Genomic DNA, 17,512 nt, shown 5'->3' with positions numbered 1-17,512 from the left:
CGGTGCCGACCGGGTGCCTCTACGCTGAGGGAGTGATTTCCGTCTCCCCCACCGGCACCCAGATCGCCCTGCAGCTCGGCGACGTCACCGCCCAGATCGCTCAGGTCGGCGCCTCCCTCCGTTCGCTGCGCATCGGGGGCGTCGACCTCGTGCCGCCGTATCCCGAGGACTCTCCGACCCCATCATGCTCCGGAGTGGTCCTCGCCCCGTGGCCGAACAGGGTGCGTGATGGCCGATGGGACGATGCGGGTACGGTCAGACAGCTCGCCATCACGGAGCCCAAACTCGGCAATGCGAGCCACGGCCTGCTGCGTTTCACCGCCTACGAGGTCGCCCAGACCGAGACGGCAGCGGTGCTCCGCGCGACGATCGTGCCCCAGACCGGATACCCGTACCTGATCGAGACCGCCGTCACATACACCCTCACCGCCGACGGCATCGATGTCGTGCACACCCTGACCAACCGTTCGACCGGCCCAGCCCCGGTCGCTCTCGGAACCCACCCCTTCGTCACGATCGGCGACGTCGATCCGCACGACCTCGTCCTGCGGATCCCCGCGGAGACCGCCATCGAAACGGACGAGCGGATGCTGCCGACCGGCACCCGACCGGCCGACGCCACCCTGCGAGAAGGGGCGCGCCTCGGCGATGTCTCCCTCGACACCGGCTTCGCAGACCTGACCCGCGACGCGGACGGAATCGTCCGTCACTCCCTCACCGCACCGGACGGCCGACAGGTCACGCTCTGGCAGGGAGAAGACTTCGACTACGTGCAGGTGTACACCACGCCCGCCTATCCCGGACAGAGCCTGGCCGTCGCGATCGAACCCATGACCGCGCCCGCCGATGCGCTGAACAGCGGCCTCGGCATCCGGCGCCTCGACCCCGACGAGACCTGGACCCTGCACTGGGGCATCACCCTCAGCTGACAGCCCCACGCTCTCTCCGCGACAGCCCCACACTCCCTTCGCGAGCATCCTCCGCGAAAACGGAGACCGAATGACGCCCGGCCGGCGAGTCGGATGGGGACTCGCCGGGCGAGGCGCACATGGTCTCCTTTTCGGCCGGACGGAGCCGGGAGCGTGCTCTACTCTCCGCGCTCCCGCAGCTCACGCCGTGTGAGCTGCGGCGCGTGCGGCAGGCCGGACGCGTCGATCAGCACCGGGCCACCGGAGCCCGTCGCGGCGGCAGGCGCGGCGGGGTCGGCCGGGGCGTCCGGACCGGGCGCCGCACCGGCATCCGAGCCCCCGGCCTTGCGGGCAGCGCGGCGCTCCTTGGCACCCTCGACGAGGTTGTACAGCGTCGGCAGCACGATCAGCGTCAACACGGTCGACGAGATCAGGCCGCCGATCACGACGATCGCGAGGGGCTGCGAGATGAAGCCGCCGTGGCCCGTGATGCCGAGCGCCATCGGAGTCAGAGCCAGGATCGTCGCGAGCGCCGTCATGAGGATCGGCCGCAGACGCTTCTCCCCACCGGCCTTGACCGCCTCGATCGTCGACAGACCCTTCTCCCGGTACTGGTTCACGAGGTCGACGAGCACGATCGCGTTCGTCACCACGATGCCGATGAGCATCAGCACGCCGATCAACGACGCGACGCCGAGCGGCACACCCGTGATGATCTGCAGCAGGATCGCCCCGGTCGCCGCGAACGGCACCGAGATGAGCAGCAGCAGCGGCTGGCGCAGCGACTTGAAGGTCGCGACCATGACCACGTAGACGATCAGGATCGCCGCGAGCATCGCCAGCCCCAGCTGCGAGAACGAGTCGGCCTGCTGGGACGCGACACCGCCCACCTCGGCGGATGCACCGTCGGGCAGGTCGACCGCCGCGAGCGCGGTGTTCACCGACTGCGTGGCCGTGGCGAGGTTGTCGGACGCCGGCGGCACGGTGATCGTCGCAGTGCGACGGCCCTGCTCCGTGGTGATCGAGGTGGGTCCATTCTGCTGCTCGACGGTCGCGATGTCCTGCAGCTGCACGATGCCGGCGGGCGTCGGGATGGTGAGCTGCTTGAGCGCATCGACCGTGGTCGGTGGGTTCGGAGTCACGATGTAGACCGTCAGCGCGGTGTCGTCGATCTCGACGGATCCGGCCTGCTGCGGGCGCATGGTGCCCGAGACGATGGCACCGACCGCGACCTCCGAGAGTCCTCGTTGCGCGGCGGCTTCCCGGTCGACCACGACGGCGATGTACGGCAGCGACGCGGCGAGGTTGTCGCTCACCTGGCCGACGCCGTCCTTCCCGTCGAGTTCCTTGACCAGCGCGGTGGTCGCCGTCTGGAGGTCGTCCGAGTTCGAGGCGCTGACCGTGATCTCGATGTCGCTCGATCCGAAGCCGGCCGAGGCCGAGACCGCGACGTCCCCGACCTCGTCACCGAGGCCGTCGATCGCATCCTGCACATCCGCGCGGAGCTTCTCCTGATCGGCGTTCGAGTCGGTGAGCACCGAGTACGTGACGCCCGCACCGCCCGAGAAGGCGTCGCTGAGCGCCGAACCGCTGGTGCCGATCGAGGCCTGTACGTGCTCGATGCCGTCGATGTCGAGCAGGGCGTCTTCGACCGCCACCGCCGCATCCGACTTGGCCTGCAGACTCGCCGTCGGGCCGAGGTCCTGTGTGATCGTCATGGTGTTCTGACCGGAGTCACCGAGGAAGTTGACCTTCATCAGCGGCGCTGCGGCGAGCGTGGCGCCGAGCACGACGACCGCGAGGATCACCGTGATACCGGAGTGCTTGAGCGTCCAGCCCAGGATCGGCCGGTACTGGCGCTGCAGCCACGTCGGCGGAGCGTCGGGGTGCTCCGGGTCGATCGCGTCGCCGTGCTCGTCGAGCAACGGCTTGCCCGGCTTGAGGAACCAGTAGGCGAGCACCGGCACGATCGTCAGGGCGACCAGGAGCGAGGCGACCATCGCGATCGTCACGGTCATCGCGAACGGCCGGAAGAGCTCGCCGACCATGTCGCCGACGAAGACGATCGGCAGGAAGACCGCCACGGTGGTGATGGTCGACGCCGTGATCGCCATCGCGACCTCGCGCACCGCGAGGCGGATCGCGTCGCCCTTGTCGGCGTCGCCCACGTAGTGACGTTTGATGTTCTCGATCACGACGATCGAGTCGTCGACCACACGGCCGATCGCGATCGTGAGCGCACCGAGGGTCAGCACGTTCAGCGAGTAGCCGAACGCTTGCAGCCCGATGAAGGTGATGAGCACGCTGGTGGGGATCGAGATCGCGGTGACGAGCGTGGAGCGCACCGACATCAGGAAGACGAGGATCACGAGCACCGCGAACACCAGGCCGAGCATTCCCTCGGTGGCGAGCGTCTCGATCGACTGCACGATGAACGGCGCCTGGTCGAAGATCACCGTGAAGGTCGCGTCCGGGAAGGCGTCGCCGATCGTGTCGAGCGCGGCGATCACGCCGTTGGACACCTCCACGGTGTTCGCGGCCGGGAGCTTCGTGATCGAGATCGACAGCGCATCCTTGCCGTCGACACGGGAGATGGAGGTGACGGGATCGGACTCCTGCACGACCGTCGCGACATCGCCGATCGTGACGTCGCTGCCCACCAGCGGAAGGGCGGCGATCTCCTCGACCGAGGTGATCTTCGCGCCCGTCTGCACCGTCAGCGTCTGACCGTTCTCGGTGATGTCGCCACCGGGGAACAGCGTGCCGTTCTGGTCGAGTGCGTCGTTGATCGCCGAGGTGCTCTGGCCGGCAGCAGCGAGCTTCGCCACGTCGGGCGTGATGCTGATGCGCTGACCGACCCCGCCCACGATCTCGGCCGCGTTGACGCCGTCGACGTCTTCGAGTTCGGGGATCGCGACGGATTCGAGCTGGGCCTGGGCGTTGTCCGCGTCCTCGAACCCGGTGACGGCCACCTGGATCACGGGGAAGTCGTCGATGGAGACCGACAGCACCTGCGGCGTCACATCCTCCGGCAGCTGGGACGAGATGCGGTTGATCGCCTGCTGGATCTTCTGCTCTGCCGTGGCGAGGTTCGTGCCGTAGGCGAACATCGCCTGCACGATCGACGCGTTCGTGGTGCTCGTCGCCGTCGTCGACTCCAGGCCGGGGACGCCCTGGATCGCCGCTTCCACCGGGGTGGACACGTCGTTCTCGACGACCTCGGGCGATGCGCCGGGGTAGGTCGTCATGACGACGAGCGCCGGCAGCTCGAGCGAGGGGATGAGCTCCTGCTTGAGGTTCGTGAGCGCGAGGCCGCCGAACACCGCCGCGACGATGGTGATCAGCGCGATGAGCGCGCGGTTCTTGAGGCTCAGGATGGCGAGTTTCGACAAGGCGGTTTCCTCGGTGTCAGGGTGTGGCTGTCGCTGCGGAGGGGGTGGAGACGGAATCTCCGAGGATCCGCGCCAGTGCGGACTCGATGAAGGACTGGGCAAGGCGGTCGTCGCGGATCTGCGTGCTCCACATGACGCCGTCGATGAAGATCATCGCCGCTCTGGCACGGTCTTCGCCATAGGTGGGCGTGAGCAGATCGACCAGGCGGTCCGACAGATGACGAGCGAGATCGCGCAGGCGGGGGTCGTGCACGGCGGCGGTGACCACCGCACGGTCGGCCTGCACGGCGTGATGGTCGTCCATGCTCTCGAACACGAGGGCAGCGATGACGTCGGGCGTGTCGCCGCGTTCGGCGATGGTCTGACGCACTCCGTCGAGGCGGGCATCGACCTCTTCCGCGAGGGCGCGGAACGCGGCAGCCCTGAGGTCGTCGAGGGTGTCGAAGTACTGGGTGGTGGCCCCGAGAGGCACCCCGGCACGCGCGGCCACCATACGGTGTGTGACCGCTTCGGCACCCACCTCGACGATGAGCTCGGCGGTCGCGGTCACGATCTCCCGACGGCGCGCCTCAGGGTCACGTCGCCGACGCTCCCCGTGCCTCATCCCGCCCCCTTGGACATCCGTACATGTACGTTTGTACATTTTCCGGATGTGAGGGCGCTGGGAGGGGCGTCGCCCCAGCGTTTCGAATCGCGCACATGGTTCGATCTGGGCCGCCGATGCCCCCCGTTGCGCGATTCGAAGACGGGTGGGTTCAGACCAGCGCGGCCTCGACCTGCCCGCGCTCGAAGTAGGCGACGAGCTCGGGATCCAACGGCGGAATCTCGATCGCCGATCCGTCGCCACGCAGTGACGCGGTGGCGAGGATGCCGGCGGCGACGGCCTCGCGGGCCGCGACGGGCGACGTCTCGGTGAGTCCGCCGTGCCGCACGAACCGCAGGAACTCCGCGACGAGCAGGGCGTCCGCACCGTCGTGCCCGGCGTCTGGCACCTCCGGGACGATGAAGGTCTCGTCGGCCGCCGCCGCTCCGGCATGACGCCGATTCCACAGCTTGACCTCACTGCCGGCCACGTCGCCGAAGTTCTCGATGCGACCCTCGGTGCCGATCACGGTGTAGTTGCGCCAGTAGTCGGGCGTGAAGTGGCACTGCTGGTATGACGCGAAGATCCCGCCCTCCAGCTGCATGTTCACCATCGAGATGTCCTCGACGTCGACCACCGGGTGCAGGCCGGTGAGCGCGGTCGGCGGCCAGTTGTCCATGCTGAACCAGTCGGGCATCCGCTCCCCCGTCCTGTCGCGCCGGTCGGTGATGTCGCCGTACACGCTGAGCGCTCCCATCGCGGAGACCCGCTCGCTGTAGGCACCCGCGAGCCAGTGGATGATGTCGATGTCGTGGGCGCCCTTCTGCAGCAGCAGCCCGGTGGTGCGGCGACGGTCGGCGTGCCAGTCCTTGAAGTAGAAGTCGCCGCCGTGCCCGACGAAGTGGCGCACCCAGACGGCCTTGACCTGACCGATGCGGCCGCTCTGGATCAGCCCGCGCATCAGTGTGATGACGGGCATGTGCCGCATGTTGTGGCCGATGTAGAGCCCGGTGCCGGTACGGCGTGCGGTCTCGAGCATGCGGTCGGCGTCGGCGAGGTCGATCGCGAGGGGTTTCTCGCAGAACACCGGCACGCCGGCTTCGAGCGCGCGGATGCTGAGCGCGGCGTGCGTGTCGTCGGGGGTGAGCACCATGACGGCGTCGACGCCCGAGGAGAGCAGCTCGTCGAGCGAGTCGGTGATGAGCGCGTCCGGCACGAGCAGGCGGGCGTCCTCCCGGGCACGCGGGGCGAGGTCGCACACGGCGGAGATGCGCGAGCCGTGCCCCGGTCGATGCACCTCTTCCTGCAGGGTGGAGCGCGCGCCGAAGCCGATGATGCCGATCTGGAGATCCACGATGGTCCTTCTTGTGTGATGAGTCTGTGCGGGATGCCGAGGTCAACGGGCCCGCGGGGCGGGGGCGTCGAGGTCGGTCGATCCGCCGGGGAAGAGCGTCCATGCGAACTCGTGCAGACGCCCTGGTGCGGGGTCGGTCTCGAGAGCGCGGTCGACGATGATGCGCGCCTGCCGCTCGTAGAAGTCGGTCGGACCGACGGTCGTGAGGGTCGGCGCGATCAGGCGGGCGTCCGGGGTGTTGCCGACCCCCACCACCGCGACATCGTGCGGCACGCGGAGGCCGAGCATGTGCGCGGCATTGATCGTGGCGATTGCGGCGAAGTCGGTCGTGGCGTACACGGCATGCGGCCGGTTCTCGCCGGACAGCAGCTCGACCGCAGCGGTGAAGGCGCTCGCCTGGGTATCGGCGTAGGTCACCGTCCACGCAGGATCGGGAACGATGCCGGCGGCAGCGAGCTTCTCGACATACGGCGTGTAGCGGGTGATCTGCTCGTCGGCGAGGCGCACCGCCCCCTCCGCGGCGATGCACCCGATCGCGGTGTGCGTCTCCAGCAGATGATCCATCGCGATCTCGCAACCGGGGATCGCGTCGGAGCGGATGACGTCGAAGCCGTCCGGGTCCAGATGCTCGGAGAACACCACGAGGCGCTGTCCGCGGCGCACGAGGTCGGCGAGGTTCTTCCGCGCCGCATCGTCGAGACCCACGCCGTCGAGGTAGGCTACGTCGCTCTCGACCCGGTCGAGGGCCGCGTGCCAGTCGCCGTCGGCGAGGATCAGCGTGGTGAGCCCGTGCCTGTTCGCCTCGGCGTTCACGGCATCGGCCACCGCCAGGGACCACGGGTCGCTCAGCATGTGCAGCGAGAGCTGCACCATGCCGCTGCGTCCGGTGCGGATCGCCCGGGCCGCGCTGTTCGGTCGGTAGTTCAGCTCGTCGGCGGCCGCCAGCACCCGCGCCGCCGTGGCTTCGGCGACACCGGCCCCGTTCGTCCCCGACCGACCGGAGAACACGTAAGACACCGTCGCCGTCGACACTCCCGCCCGTTCGGCGACCATCCGCAGCGTCGGCCTTCGGGGCGCCTGGTGCTCGCTCTTCGCCATGTCTCAGCCCTTCGATCCGCTGAACGCGATGCCCTGGATGAACTGTCGCTGCAGCACCATGAAGGTCACCAGCATCGGCAGCGTCGCCAGCAGCGCGCCCGCCATCAGCACCGGATAGTCCGTACCGTGGATGCCGACCAGCTGCGACAGGCCCACCGACAGCGGCATCTTGGCGGGATCGGTCGTCACGATCAACGGCCAGAGCAGATCGTTCCAGGACCACAGCACAGTGAACACCACAAGTGCGATGATGCCAGGCTTCGCGAGCGGAACCATGATGCGCCAGAAGGTCTGCCACGGATTCGCGCCGTCGATGCGTGCGGCTTCCTCGAGCTCGGCGGGCATCGACATGAAGAACTGTCGCATCAGGAAGGTCCCGAAGGCGCTGAATATGCCGGGCACGATGAGCGCCTGCAGCGTGTTGAGCCAGCCGAGCGACTGGATGATCTCGTACTGCGGCAGCAGGTACAGCTGTGACGGCACCATCAGCACAGAGAGGAACACCACGAACAGGGCGTTGCGGCCGGGGAACGGGATGCGCGCGAACGCATAGCCCGCCATGGTGCAGAGCACCACCTGACCCACCGTGCGCCCGACCGTGAGCCACACGGAGTTCAGGAACATCTGCGCGAACGGCATCGAGTCGAACACCTCAGCGAAGTTGGTGAACACCCACTCGCGCGGCAGGAACGACGGCGGCACCTGCACCGAGTCGGACAGCGTCTTGAACGAGGTGAGCAGCTGCCAGACGAACGGGAAGACCATCAGCACTGCGCCGACGAGGAGCACGAGGTGCACGATCCAGAGACCGCGGTTCTTGGGCTTCCCCGCCCCGGAGCGCGCGGGCTTCGCGCCCACGATGGCGCGTGTGTCGAGGGAAACGTCACTCATAGTGCACCCACTTCTTCTGCAGACGGAACTGCACGATCGTGAGGATCAGGATGATCACCAGCAGCAGGAAGGCCACGGCGGCCGCATAGCCGCGGTCGTTGTCGAGAAACCCCGCTTCGTAGAAGAGGTAGACGACGGTGCGGGTGTTCGGCATCGCGGGATTGCTGCGTCCGAGCATCATGTAGATCAGGTCGAACACCTGCAGCGCCCCGATCACGCTGATGACGCTGACGAAGAAGATCGACGGCGACAGCAGTGGGATCGTGATGGAGAAGAACTTGCGCACTGGACCGGCGCCATCCAGGTCGGCCGCCTCCATGATCGTGTCGGGGATGCCCTGGAGCCCGGCGAGGAAGATGACGATGTTCGTGCCGAGTCCCGCCCAGATGCCGACGACGGCGATCGCGATCAGGGCCGTGTTCGGATCGGTGAGCCAGCTGCGCCCCTCGATGCCGACGGCGGCGAGCGCGGCGTTCAGCACGCCGTAATCGCCGTTGTAGATCATTCGCCAGACCAGCGCGATCGCCGCGGGCATGGTGACGACGGGGATGAAGTACAGCGTGCGATAGGCGCTGCGGCCCTTGAGCCCCGTGGTGTTCAGCAGGGCGGCGATGCCCACGGCGAGCGGGATACCGATGAGCGCGATGACCGTGTAGATCGCGGTGTTGCGCAGGGCTCCGATCAGCTCGGGGTCCTGGAACAGGCGCGTGTAGTTGTCGAGGCCCACCCACTCGGCCCCTCCGAACGGGCCGGACTTCGTGAACGAGATGATGAGCGTGCGGACGGTCGGCCAGAGGTAGAAGACGGCGATGCCCAGGGCGGTGGGGCCGAGGAACACCAGCGCCCACCAGGCCGAGGCCGCTGGGCTCCGTCGACGGCGGCGGGGGGCGGATGCCGGGGTCGCCGGCATCCGCCCCGCCGTCTCGACCGCGCGTGGCGCGATGACGGTCATGCGATCACTCCTGCTCGGCGTCCAGTGCCGCCTGCATCTGCTCGGCGAGGTCCTGGAGACCCTCCTCCGGGGCGACCGCCCCCGACCAGACCTGCGAGAGCACCTCGCTCTCGATGCTCGTCCAGGCCGACGTGTTCTTCGATGCCGGGTAGGGGACGGCGTCGTCGAGCGCGTCGATGTAGACCTGCAGGTCGTACTGCGGCAACGCATCGACCCACGCCTGCTGGGTGCCGTCGAAGGCGGGGATCACGGTGCCGGTCTCGGCCTGGATCTTCGCCGCCTGCTCGCCGGAGGCGAACTCGGCGAACTGCTTGGCCTCGGCGAGGTGCGCGCTCTTGGCATTGGCGACGTTGCCGACGCCGTGGATCACGCTCTGGTTGCCCTCTGCTCCGGCGGGAAGCGGGGCCACGTCGACGCTGCCGCCGATGTCGGCGTTGTCCGCGTAGGCGATAGCCGCCCACGATCCGTTCTGGAACATGGCGACCTTGCCGGAGAGGAAGAAGTCCTCGGGGTTGGTGTCGGTCATCTGCTGCGCCGTGGGCGACGATCCTGCGGCGATCAGGTCGGTCCACAGCTCGATACCGGCGAGCGCCTCGGGCGACCCGTAGCCGCTCTTCGTGCCGTCGGCGGAGATCACCTCACCACCGGCCTGCGCGATCGAGTTGTAGAAGTTCTCCTGCCCGTACTGGCTTGCCGCGACTCCGAACTGCCCCGTGGCAGGATCGGTGAGCTTCGCGGCCGCGGCGGAGAAGTCGTCCCACGTCCAGCCCGCCGACGGATATCCCACCCCGGCCGCGTCGAACAGCGCCTTGTTGTACCAGAGGGCGACGGTGTCGAAGTCCTTCGGTGCCCCGTAGAGCTTCCCGTCGTAGGTGTAGAGGTCGATCAGGCCCTGCGGGTAGTCGGCCGCGTCGATCCCGCCGTCGTCGAGGGGAGCGAGCTGACCGTTCGAGGCGTACAGCTGGAAGTTCGGGCCGTTCATCCAGAACACGTCGGCCGCCGAACCACCGGTCGCGGCAGTCTGCAGCTTGGTGAAGTACTCCTTGTACGGCGTGACCTGGATGTCGATCGTGACGTTCGGGTGCTCCTTCGTGAACGCCGCGGCGATGTCCTCCATCGCAGGCTTCTGGTTCTCGTCCCAGATGGCGTAGCTCAGGGTGACCTCGCCGTCCGAGCTCCCTCCCCCGGTTCCGGACGAGCAGGCGCTGAGGGCGAGAACGGCTGCGGCTGACGCGGCGATGGCGCCGAGAGCGCGGCGGGTCGTACGGGGCATCGGTGTCTCCTTCGACAGTGCACGGTGCGCGGATTCACGGTTGTTAATCGTTTAGCGCTAATCGATTAACAAGGAGAGTACCCCGAGGTTGACACCCCCGCAACCATCGAGTCGTTCGAATCGCGCGAATGGCCCGATCGCGGGGGCGGATGCGCGATGAGGGAAGGCCCGACGACTACAGAACGGAACCGAGAGCCAGACCGAGAGCCGCGGCGAGCAGACCGAGCAACAGCATCCCGACCGCGTTGAAGGCCGACGCCGGGCGCTCTCCGTCACGCCACAGGGCGACCGTGTCGAGCATCGCCGTGCTGAAGGTCGTGTACCCACCGAGCAGCCCCGCCCCGAGGAGGAAGGCCGCGTCGGGCAGCGCAGTGGCGACGACTCCGAGCGCGAACGAGCCGCTGAGGTTGACGAGGAGGATGCCCCAGGGGAAACGGCGGCCCGTGAAGCGGGCGACCCCGAGATCGACGAGGTAGCGCAGCACCGCGCCCACCCCTCCGGCGAGCGCTGCACCGATGAAGAGGAGCGGACTCACGATGCCCCTCCTGCGCGCGGCCGACCGAGACGCAGTCCCAGACCCGCCGCGGCGAGCCCGAGCGTGAGACTGCCGACCGCATAGGCGACGGCGATGACAGGCGCGTCCGCCCACAGGGAGAGGGTGCCCGTCATGAAGGCGCTGTAGGTGGTGAAGCCGCCGAGCACGCCGGTGCCGAGCGCGAGTCGGAGCTCGGCTGTGGCGGGCAGGCGCGCGGCCAGCAGTCCGATCAGGAGGGCCCCGACGACGTTGGCGACCAGCACGGCCACGGGGAAGCCCCCGACATCCGGCAGCATGAGCCCCAGCCCGAGCCGTGCCGCAGTTCCCGCCGTGCCGCCGGCGGCGACCAGGAGGATGCGGCGAAGGTTCACGTCCGCCACTGTAGTCGCCGCCTGACAGCGGACCGTCCGGATGTCAAGGCGGTGGATACCGGGATGCGCGCCGCGTTGACTGAGCGCATGAATCCCCTGTGGAAGTTCGACCGGACCCTGCCGACCGGAACACCTCTCGAGTCCGGCGCGCGCCATGACGTCGTGATCGTGGGCGCGGGGCTCACCGGGCTCTCGACGGCGGTCATGCTCACCAGAGCGGGCCTCGACGTGGCGGTGATCGACGCCGGCGGGATCGCCGAGCTCGCCAGCGGTGCGAACACCGGAAAGCTGTCCCTGCTGCAGGGCGCGCAGCTCGCGACGATCCGTCGACACCATCCGGCAGAGCTCGTGCGCGCCTACGTGGATGCCAACCGCTCGGGAATGGAATGGCTGCTCGCATTCGCCGAGCTCTCGGGTGTTCCGTTCACCCGCCACACGGACCATTCCTACGCCCAGGGCCCTGACGGCATCGACACGGTGGACGAGCAGCATGCCGCCGCTCGTGAGGCGGGTCTGCCGGCCAGGGTGCTGTCGCCCACCGAGCTCCCGCCCACCCCGTTCCCCGTGGCGGCCGCAGTGGCGCTGGACGATCAGGTCGCCATCGATCCCGTCGCCGTCGCGGTGGCGCTGGCCGCGGAGCTGCTCGCCTCGGGCGGGACTCTGCACACAGGCGTCAGGGCGACGGGGACCAAGGCGTTCGCCGGGCGCGTCGACACCGCACAGGGACCGCTCTTCGCCGAACACATCGTGCTCGCGACCGGCACGCCCATCACGGACCGCGGGCTCTACTTCGCCAAGGTGCGGGGGCTGCGGTCGTACTGCGTGTCGTTCCGGGTTCCCGGCGATGTGCCGGAGGGCACGTTCCTCTCGGTCGACGGACCCACCCGGTCGATCCGTCCCGTGACGGTGGCGGATGGCCCAGGCAGCGGAGCCCGGCTCGTGGTCGGAGGCAACGGCCATCCGGTCGGCCGGTCCGACAGCGAGGCGGCCGCAGTGGAGGACCTCGTCGCCTGGGCGCAGCTGCATTTCCCCGGTGCCGAGGAGACGCATCGGTGGTCGGCACAGGACTACGAGTCGCACGACCTCATCCCGTTCGTCGGGTCGATGCCCCGTGGCCTCGGCCGCATCCGCTTCGCGACCGGCTACGCCAAGTGGGGTCTGTCCAATGCGCCCGCCGCGGCCCAGCGCCTCACCTCCGAGATTCTCGGCACACCGCGGCGCGATCGCCCCACCTGGGTCACGACGATCGGCACGCGCCTGACGGTTCCCGCCGACCTCGGTCGCGGCGCCGTGGAGGGCGGAAAGGTCGCTGCCGCCCTCGCCTCCGGGTGGGTGGACGCGGAACGGCGCCGCACGCCGGTCCCTCAGCCCGCGGAGGGCGAAGGGGTGGTCGCGAATCGCGCGGGGCGTCCGGTCGCGATCTCCACCGTCGACGGCGTGACCCGGGCGGTGGGCGCCGTGTGCACGCACCTCGGCGGAGTCCTCAGCTGGAACGACGCGGACTGCACCTGGGACTGCCCCCTGCACGCATCGCGCTTCGCCCCGGACGGGACGCGCATCGAGGGTCCGGCGCTCCGCGACCTCACCCCGCTGTCGTCGGCGGACCCGGAGTGACGTCGGCCGAAGGGGGCGGGCCGTCCCACCCCTGCTGCGGTGTGTCCCCGTTCTCGCGGAACACGTACTGCGACACGAGTTTGCGCTGGCTGCTCGACCAGTCGATCGCAGGACGACGCTGCTCCGGCGGCAGGTAGCCCAGCCGGTAGACGGCCATGAGCTCGAGGTCGTCGGGCACGCGCAGCAGCTCGACGATCTCGTCCCAACGCCCCGGCACCTCCATCGGGAACGAGATGAACTGGATGCCCATGCCGAGCTCGACTGTCGTGAGCCACACGTTCTCCATCGCCGCGCCCATGCTGAACACCGAGTAGAACGACGACAGCTGTCCCGGTCGGTACTCGCTGCGATCGAGCATGACGCCCAGCAGCAGTGGTGATCCCGCGACGAGCTTCCGGTTCTCGGCTCCGAGGGTCTTCGGCACTCCGAACGTGTTCATCAGCGTCTGGCCGCGCTTGGTGAACACCTGGCTCGTGAACGGTCGGAGCGCTGCGGGCAGCTTGTCGAACAGCATGCCGCTGCGCTTCTCCTCCATCTCGGCCTGACTGAAGCGGAAGTACGGCTTGTAGCGCTCGAAGAAGGTGCCGTTCGACATCGCCTCGGTCATGCTCTCGCCGGAGATGCGGGCGATCTGCTCGATCGTGTCCCGGCTCTCGATCACGACGAACCGCCAGGGCTGACTGTTCAGCTGCGACGGCGCACGCCCCGCCGCCTCGAGAAGGATGCGCTGATGCTCTTCGGAGACCGGGTCGGGCAGGAACGCGCCGTTCGTGGTCTTACGGCGGCGGATGGCGTCGAGCAGCTCCATGCGTTTCACTTCCGGTCGGCGGTGGACCGCGAGAGCAGCAGCCCCGCGATGATGAAGGGAGCGGCCGTGAGGGCGACCACCGGGTGCCGTCGGCCGTGCGTGCCGAGATACGGGATCGCCGCAAGCGGCGCGGCGACGGGGAGCAACGCGAGTGCGGCGCGACGACTCTGTCCGCGCGGGCGGCCCCACAGTGCTGCGCTCAGCGCCAGACCGGTCGTGAGGCACGTGGCGATGTACAGCAGGTGGTGCAGCCACCGGAAGTTCCGTGTGTCGACGACCCGCGCCGCGACGGCCGTGCCGAGAGCGCAGTTCGCTCCGTACGCCGTTGCCGCGGCGACGAACAGCGGCGCCGCATTCGTGCGCCGGGGTCCGTGAGCCATGCCCCGACCCTACGCCCGGGGCTGCTCTGCGATCGCCCCCTTGCGCCCCGCGCGCCCGTTCGGTACGGGCCCGACGCACTTCCGGTCGCGATATGACAGCCGAAACCGTGGCTGAGGCTGGCATATCGCGACCGGAGGGGGCGACTCAGAGGTTGCCGTCCGCGTAGATGCGAAGGGCGTCGCGGACGAACTCCGCGCCGTGCGTGCCGCCGGACGACGTCGCATAGTTCGCGCCGAAGCGCGGATCCGCGACGTACATCTCGCCGAGGCCGATCACGTACGCCTTGACGTCTCCTCCGGGCGCGGCCGCAGGAGTGCCGGGGATGCCCGTGAGCCACTCCACGTGGCGTCGCGCGATCTCCTGGGCTTCGCGGGAAGACGGATCGATGCCGCTCTCCGCCGCCGCGATCCAGTCGCGTCCGAGGTCGGACACGCGCTTCTGCCACTCGCCGCGCTCGGAGTCGGTCATACCGCGCCACCAGCTGTCGCTGTCGGCGTATGCCTTCTTCCCCCAGCGTTCCTCGACCTCGTCCTTGTACTTCGTATGGTCGAAACCGTCGAACATGTTCTCTGCCATGAGGTTCTCACCTCCTCTCAATGCCGTGATGGTGGATTCGACCGACGCGATCTGTCGCGCCAGCCTGGTCTGTTCGTCGCGCAGCAGCGCGAGATGGGTCTCGAGCGCCGAGGCCTCGACCGCCCCGGCGTCCGCGCTGGATGCCGATCCCAGCACCTCCGCGATCTGCGGCAGCCCGAGTCCGAGCTCCCGCAGCAGCAGGATGCGCTGCAGACGCACGAGGGCGTTCCTGTCGTAGTGCCGATAGCCGTTGGACGCGATGCGCGACGGCGGCAGCAGCCCGACCTCGTCGTAGTGCCGGAGCGTGCGACTCGTCGTACCCGCCAGCCGCGCGATCTCCTGGATAGACCAGTCGTCCTTCTCCATCGCCCCTCCGTTCTCCATCGCCCCTCCGTTCCTCGCTCAACACCCTCGACTCTGCCCAACACCTCGACTCTAGAAGTTGACGCAGCGTCAAGGTCAACCACGCTCCGGTCGCGATATGTCAGCTGAAAACGCGCGGCAGGGTGTCATATCGCGACGGGAGAGGTGAGTGCCCTTGACAAGAACGAGATATATCGTGTTATCGTGGCAACACACGATATATCGTGACCCCAACCCAGGAGAAGCAGACATGACCGAGAAGTGGCTCATCGCCCCCGGCGAGGAACGTGTCATCGACATCGAATCCGTCACCCGCCTCAAAGTGGGCCTCGTCGGCGGACAGGTCGACATCATCGCCCACGACGAACCGGGCATCCGCATCGAGGTGCACGGCGTCACCACCAAAGACTTGCGCATCGAGTCCCACGACGGCGAGGTCGAGATCGACCACCCGCAGCTGGGATGGGACAACTTCCTCGAGGTGTTCCGCAACTTCGGCTCGGGCGGCCCCCGCGCCGAAGTGAGCGTCGCCGTCCCCCGCGCGATCGCCCTGAACCTCGGTGTCGTCAGCGCCGGCGCCCTGGTGTCGGGACTCCGCAACGACGCCCGCCTCAACACGGTGTCCGGCGACATCATCGTCGACACCCTGATCGGCGACCTCACCGTGAACTCCGTCTCGGGCGATGTGCAGGTGCGCGGACTCACCGGCTCGATCAGCGCGAACAGCGTCTCGGGCGACGTGGCCGTCACGGGCGTCGTGCGCCGGGCAACGGTCGACATCGTCTCCGGCTCCACGCTGGTCGATGCCGCAGGAGACGTGAACACCATCACCGTCAACTCGGGCTCGGGCGGGACCACCGTGCGTCTGGACGAGTCTCTCGCCGCGAACTACGTGATCCGGTCGCTGAGCGGACGCCTGCTGATCGACGGCGTCGAGCGCAGCACCTCGGGCCCCAGCAACTACACCGGCACCACCGGGGAACTCGCGGGGCGCTTCGTCGACCTGCGCGCGAACTCCGTCTCCGGTGGAGTGACCGTGCTCCGCCGCTCCCCCGCTTCGATTGCCGACGACCCGGAGTGGGAAGCATGAGCCCCGCGGTCTTCTCCCACGGCGACCTGCGCCTGTATCTGCTGTCGCTCCTCGCCGAGGCGCCCCAGCACGGTTACGGCATCATCCAGTCGCTCACCGATCGCACCGGTGGCACCTACACGCCGAGCGCCGGCACCATCTACCCGCGACTCGCGAAGCTCGAGGAGGAGGGCCTGGTCTCCAAGACCGTCGACGGCCGAACCACCATCTACGCCATCACCGAAGCCGGTCGGGCCGAGCTCGCCTCGCGCGAGGGCGACCTCGCCGGCATCGAGGCGGGACTCACCGACTCGGTACGACTGATCGCGAGCGAGGTGCGGCAGAGCGTCAAGGATGCGATGAAGAGCCTCCGCGCAGATCTGGCAGCGGCGGAGAAGGACGAGCGGAGCGCGGCGAAGAACCGTCCACGCACGGCCACCGACGACTCCCGTCTCGTGAGCCGCGAGGAGATGCACCGTGCGGATGCCGTGATCAACGCCTTCCGGGCCAGGGTGCGCACCGACCTTCGCACCCACATCGCCAAAGGCGGCACGCTGTCCCCGTCGATCGTCACCGAGCTCGAGGAAGCCCTGGATACCGCAGCCCGCGGCGTGACGGTCGCACTGAGCGGCTCCGGTTCGTGAACAGCTCCGGGTCCTGAGCCCCCGGGACCCGATTCCCCGACCACACGGAACCCGCCCGACCACGCAGAAGGTGTCGGCATCCATCGCGGATGCCGACACCTTCTTTCTGCTTCTCTGTGCGGTCGGACGGACTACTTCTCCGGCCAGATCTCCTTCTGCTCGTCCGGCACCGACTCCCCGAGCGGCACCACGAGGACGGAGCGATGCTGACGATGGGCCAGACGAGCGGCGACCGACCCGGTGAAGAACTCCCTGATGGACTCGCCGATGCCGCGCTTGCGAGTGCCCACGATGATCAGCTGGGCGTCGAGCTTGTTCGCGAGCTGCTTGATCGCCAGCGCGGGGTCTCCCACCAGCTGCCGCGCCGTCCACGTGATGTCCGTGCCAGCGAGCATGCCCGCGGCCGCCGCCTCGACCGCCTCGAACTCCGCAGCACCGGCATCGAAGTTGATGTCGATCGGAGCCGAATGCACGTAGCCGTCCGGGTCCTCGTACGTGACGAATCGAGTGACGTCGACATGCGCGACCACCAGCGGCGCACCGAGCAACCGCGCATAGCGCACGGCCTCGTCGATGACGTGTCGGTCCTGGTCCACCTGCATGCCGACGATGACGGCTTTCTGCAGCGCCGCGTTCTGTGCGGCCTCGTCGGAGGGAGTGGAGGTGTCGTCGGTCATGAAGATCGTTCCCTTCAGCAGCC

Annotated in this window: 17 protein-coding genes; 4 read left to right on the top strand and 13 right to left on the bottom strand. The window is 68.5% G+C overall.

Features of this window, described 5'->3' with window-relative positions; all coding sequences use genetic code 11:
- The first annotated feature begins 32 nt into the window (after window positions 1-32).
- Window positions 33-929, top strand: coding sequence for an aldose 1-epimerase family protein (locus ILP86_RS16600; RefSeq protein WP_193762478.1), 897 nt, complete (start codon window positions 33-35; stop codon window positions 927-929).
- A 158-nt stretch (window positions 930-1,087) separates the two neighbouring features.
- Here the strand turns inward: ILP86_RS16600 and ILP86_RS16595 are convergent, their stop codons facing one another.
- From ILP86_RS16595 to ILP86_RS16555, 9 genes are all read right to left on the bottom strand, one after another.
- The gene (locus ILP86_RS16595) at window positions 1,088-4,300 is read right to left on the bottom strand and encodes an efflux RND transporter permease subunit (RefSeq protein WP_193762477.1); all 3,213 of its coding nucleotides are present in this window, start codon (window positions 4,298-4,300) and stop codon (window positions 1,088-1,090) included.
- 16 nt (window positions 4,301-4,316) lie between these two features.
- Complete coding sequence (locus tag ILP86_RS16590; RefSeq protein ID WP_127011713.1) at window positions 4,317-4,904, bottom strand: TetR/AcrR family transcriptional regulator; 588 nt, start codon at window positions 4,902-4,904, stop codon at window positions 4,317-4,319.
- Window positions 4,905-5,055: 151 nt separating this feature from the next.
- Window positions 5,056-6,237, bottom strand: a complete 1,182-nt coding sequence (locus tag ILP86_RS16585) for a Gfo/Idh/MocA family oxidoreductase (protein ID WP_308431965.1) — start codon at window positions 6,235-6,237, stop codon at window positions 5,056-5,058.
- Window positions 6,238-6,279: 42 nt separating this feature from the next.
- On the bottom strand, window positions 6,280-7,335 hold the full coding sequence (locus tag ILP86_RS16580; RefSeq protein WP_061015370.1) for a LacI family DNA-binding transcriptional regulator: 1,056 nt from the start codon (window positions 7,333-7,335) through the stop codon (window positions 6,280-6,282).
- Window positions 7,336-7,338: 3 nt separating this feature from the next.
- Window positions 7,339-8,226 carry a carbohydrate ABC transporter permease gene (locus ILP86_RS16575; protein ID WP_017204308.1) on the bottom strand — a complete coding sequence of 296 codons (888 nt, stop codon included), beginning with the start codon at window positions 8,224-8,226 and terminating at the stop codon, window positions 7,339-7,341.
- Entirely contained in the window at window positions 8,219-9,178 is a 960-nt protein-coding gene (locus ILP86_RS16570) for a carbohydrate ABC transporter permease (protein ID WP_179516322.1), read from the bottom strand. Before ILP86_RS16570 ends, ILP86_RS16575 begins: the two co-directional genes overlap by 8 nt.
- Window positions 9,179-9,182: 4 nt before the next feature.
- Window positions 9,183-10,451, bottom strand: coding sequence for a sugar ABC transporter substrate-binding protein (locus tag ILP86_RS16565; protein WP_113681461.1), 1,269 nt, complete (start codon window positions 10,449-10,451; stop codon window positions 9,183-9,185).
- A 175-nt stretch (window positions 10,452-10,626) separates the two neighbouring features.
- A complete protein-coding gene (locus tag ILP86_RS16560) occupies window positions 10,627-10,986 on the bottom strand; it encodes a CrcB family protein (RefSeq protein WP_113681462.1) in 360 nt (119 codons plus the stop codon).
- On the bottom strand, window positions 10,983-11,357 hold the full coding sequence (locus ILP86_RS16555) for a CrcB family protein (protein WP_308431964.1): 375 nt from the start codon (window positions 11,355-11,357) through the stop codon (window positions 10,983-10,985). Before ILP86_RS16555 ends, ILP86_RS16560 begins: the two co-directional genes overlap by 4 nt.
- A gap of 87 nt (window positions 11,358-11,444) precedes the next feature.
- Here ILP86_RS16555 and ILP86_RS16550 point away from each other — a divergent pair, with 87 nt between their 5' ends.
- Window positions 11,445-12,971, top strand: a complete 1,527-nt coding sequence (locus tag ILP86_RS16550) for an FAD-dependent oxidoreductase (protein ID WP_193762475.1) — start codon at window positions 11,445-11,447, stop codon at window positions 12,969-12,971.
- On the opposite strand, the gene ILP86_RS16545 is transcribed toward ILP86_RS16550, so the two are convergent.
- The 3 genes from ILP86_RS16545 to ILP86_RS16535 all read right to left on the bottom strand — a co-directional run bounded on the left by ILP86_RS16545 (window position 12,940) and on the right by ILP86_RS16535 (window position 15,120).
- Window positions 12,940-13,779 carry a nitroreductase family protein gene (locus ILP86_RS16545; RefSeq protein WP_058631650.1) on the bottom strand — a complete coding sequence of 280 codons (840 nt, stop codon included), beginning with the start codon at window positions 13,777-13,779 and terminating at the stop codon, window positions 12,940-12,942. The two genes, ILP86_RS16550 and ILP86_RS16545, sit on opposite strands and share 32 nt — an antisense overlap.
- 5 nt (window positions 13,780-13,784) lie before the next feature.
- Window positions 13,785-14,159 (bottom strand): hypothetical protein, encoded by a 375-nt coding sequence (locus tag ILP86_RS16540; protein ID WP_046746508.1) that lies wholly within the window; start codon window positions 14,157-14,159, stop codon window positions 13,785-13,787.
- A gap of 145 nt (window positions 14,160-14,304) precedes the next feature.
- A complete protein-coding gene (locus ILP86_RS16535; protein ID WP_227751332.1) occupies window positions 14,305-15,120 on the bottom strand; it encodes a MerR family transcriptional regulator in 816 nt (271 codons plus the stop codon).
- Between the two features lie 229 nt (window positions 15,121-15,349).
- Here ILP86_RS16535 and ILP86_RS16530 point away from each other — a divergent pair, with 229 nt between their 5' ends.
- Window positions 15,350-16,189: a DUF4097 family beta strand repeat-containing protein gene (locus ILP86_RS16530; RefSeq protein ID WP_193762474.1), complete on the top strand. Its 840-nt coding sequence runs from the start codon at window positions 15,350-15,352 to the stop codon at window positions 16,187-16,189.
- The gene (locus ILP86_RS16525) at window positions 16,186-16,812 is read left to right on the top strand and encodes a PadR family transcriptional regulator (protein ID WP_193762473.1); all 627 of its coding nucleotides are present in this window, start codon (window positions 16,186-16,188) and stop codon (window positions 16,810-16,812) included. The genes ILP86_RS16530 and ILP86_RS16525 overlap by 4 nt, the downstream gene beginning before the upstream one ends.
- A 131-nt stretch (window positions 16,813-16,943) precedes the next feature.
- Here ILP86_RS16525 and ILP86_RS16520 read toward each other — a convergent pair whose 3' ends face one another.
- The gene (locus ILP86_RS16520; RefSeq protein ID WP_193762472.1) at window positions 16,944-17,489 is read right to left on the bottom strand and encodes a universal stress protein; all 546 of its coding nucleotides are present in this window, start codon (window positions 17,487-17,489) and stop codon (window positions 16,944-16,946) included.
- Window positions 17,490-17,512: the final 23 nt, after the last annotated feature.

The organism is Microbacterium sp. R1 (assembly GCF_015159725.1).
Classification (GTDB): Bacteria; Actinomycetota; Actinomycetes; order Actinomycetales; family Microbacteriaceae; genus Microbacterium; species Microbacterium oxydans.
This window is presented reverse-complemented; position numbering and strand designations above follow the sequence as displayed.